Genomic DNA, 1,873 nt, shown 5'->3' with positions numbered 1-1,873 from the left:
GATCATCACAAAGGTTCAAAAGATGATGATACTAAAAAACCAGATCAATCTGACAAAGATGATCACCACCAAGGTAAAGATGATGGTCAAGGTGATTCAAAATCAGAACCATCTAAAGACACTGACAATAAAGGCAATCACAATACAACATCAAAAGACGGTAAACACAATGGCAAAAGTCCAGTAGCACCCATTACAGCTGCTACAATGACACCAGCTATGACACATGCACATGGTTATGGTCAAGGTTATGGTCAAGGTTCTGCTTCGGAATCAACTGAAACTCCAAAAACAATAACAACAAGCACAACTGAAACAACACCAGATAAAAAAGAAGTAACACATGGCGAAAAAACTGAACACAGTGCAAATGAACTTCCTGAAACAGGTGAAGAAAACCAAGAAAACAAGGGCTTATTAGCTAGCATTGCAAGTATATTAGGTTTAAGCGGACTTGCGACATTATTTGTTAATCGCAAACGTAAAACAAATGAATAATAAAATATAAATCTTTACAATCATTGTTAACTATTAAATAAGGTGTATAGAAGATAACGACAAAAGAAAGGGGACAAACGCTGAAATGACAGCGTTTGTCCCTTGTTGTTTGGATTATCGATTATTCATATTTTATACATGGTTCTGTTGCAAAGTAAAAAATATAGCTAACCACTAATATATCATGTCAGTGTTCGCTTAACTTGCTAGCATGATGCTAATTTCGTGGCATGGGGAAAATCCGTAGATCTGAAGAGACCTGCGGTTCTTTTTATATAGAGCGTAAATACATTCAATACCTTTTAAAGTATTCTTTGCCGTATTGATACTTTGATATCTTGTCTTTCTTACTTTAATATGACGGTGATCTTGCTCAATGAGGTTATTCAGATATTTCGATGTACAATGACTGTCAGGTTTAAGTTTAAAAGCTTTAATTACTTTAGCCATTGCTACCTTCGTTGAGGGTGCCTGATCTGTAACTACCTTTTGAGGTTTACCAAATTGTTTAATGAGACGTTTGATAAACGCATATGCTGAATGATTATCTCGTTGCTTACGCAACCAAATATCTAATGTATGTCCCTCTGTATCAATGGCACGATATAAATAGCTCCATTTTCCTTTTATTTTGATGTACGTCTCATCAATACGCCATTTGTAGTAAGCTTTTTTATGCTTTTTCTTCCAAATTTGATATAAAATTAGGGCATATTCTTGAACCCAACGGTAGACCGTTGAATGATGAACGTTTACACCACGTTCCCTTAATATTTCAGATATATCACGATAACTCAATGCATATCTTAGATAGTAGCCAACGGCTACAGTGATAACATCCTTGTTAAATTGTTTATATCTGAAATAGTTCATACAGAAGACTCCTTTTTGTTAAAATTATATTATAAATTCAACTTTGCAACAGAACCGAATTTTCTGTCTTAATTCATGCTATGAAAGGTATTTATACATATGAAAAAATTATTATTATTTTTATTGGTCTCAATCACGTTGATATTCAGTTTAGGCATCGCAAACTCGGCGAAAAACCTTTCTTTTTATCAAACCATCATAAAAGACCATGATCATTTCGTTTATAATGTTCCGGGAAAAGAAAAGAAACATACTCGGGATGCGCCTCAATACTTTAATAAAATTGCCAAAAATCATCATGTTGGTTTAACTAAAGTTACATATTTCAACGATAATCGTATTCTTTTTAATACAAATGAAAAAAGATTACTTAATCAAAGAGATAATCATCATCAGTTACATATATTTGATAGTAAAATGCATATCGATGTTGAAAATATAACAACTACAAAACATCTGTCTGCAGTAGGAATGTATTATATAAAAGGGGATCCTAAAGATA

At 33.1% G+C, this 1,873-nt stretch carries 3 protein-coding genes; 2 read left to right on the top strand and 1 reads right to left on the bottom strand.

All coding sequences use genetic code 11. From position 1 onward, the window contains the following. On the top strand, positions 1 to 498 hold a 498-nt coding region (locus tag ABZX02_RS43840), incomplete at its 5' end, for an LPXTG cell wall anchor domain-containing protein (protein ID WP_355307957.1). 198 nt (positions 499 to 696) lie between these two features. Here ABZX02_RS43840 and ABZX02_RS43835 read toward each other — a convergent pair. Further along, complete coding sequence (locus ABZX02_RS43835) at positions 697 to 1,371, bottom strand: IS6 family transposase (RefSeq protein ID WP_355307955.1); 675 nt, start codon at positions 1,369 to 1,371, stop codon at positions 697 to 699. Between the two features lie 123 nt (positions 1,372 to 1,494). Between ABZX02_RS43835 and ABZX02_RS43830 the strand changes: the two genes are divergently transcribed. Beyond that, a partial coding sequence (locus ABZX02_RS43830) for a hypothetical protein (RefSeq protein WP_355307953.1) occupies positions 1,495 to 1,873 on the top strand: 379 nt, incomplete at its 3' end.

The organism is Lentzea sp. NPDC003310, from assembly GCF_040610935.1.
In the GTDB taxonomy this organism is placed as follows: domain Bacteria; phylum Actinomycetota; class Actinomycetes; order Mycobacteriales; family Pseudonocardiaceae; genus Lentzea.
This window is presented reverse-complemented; position numbering and strand designations above follow the sequence as displayed.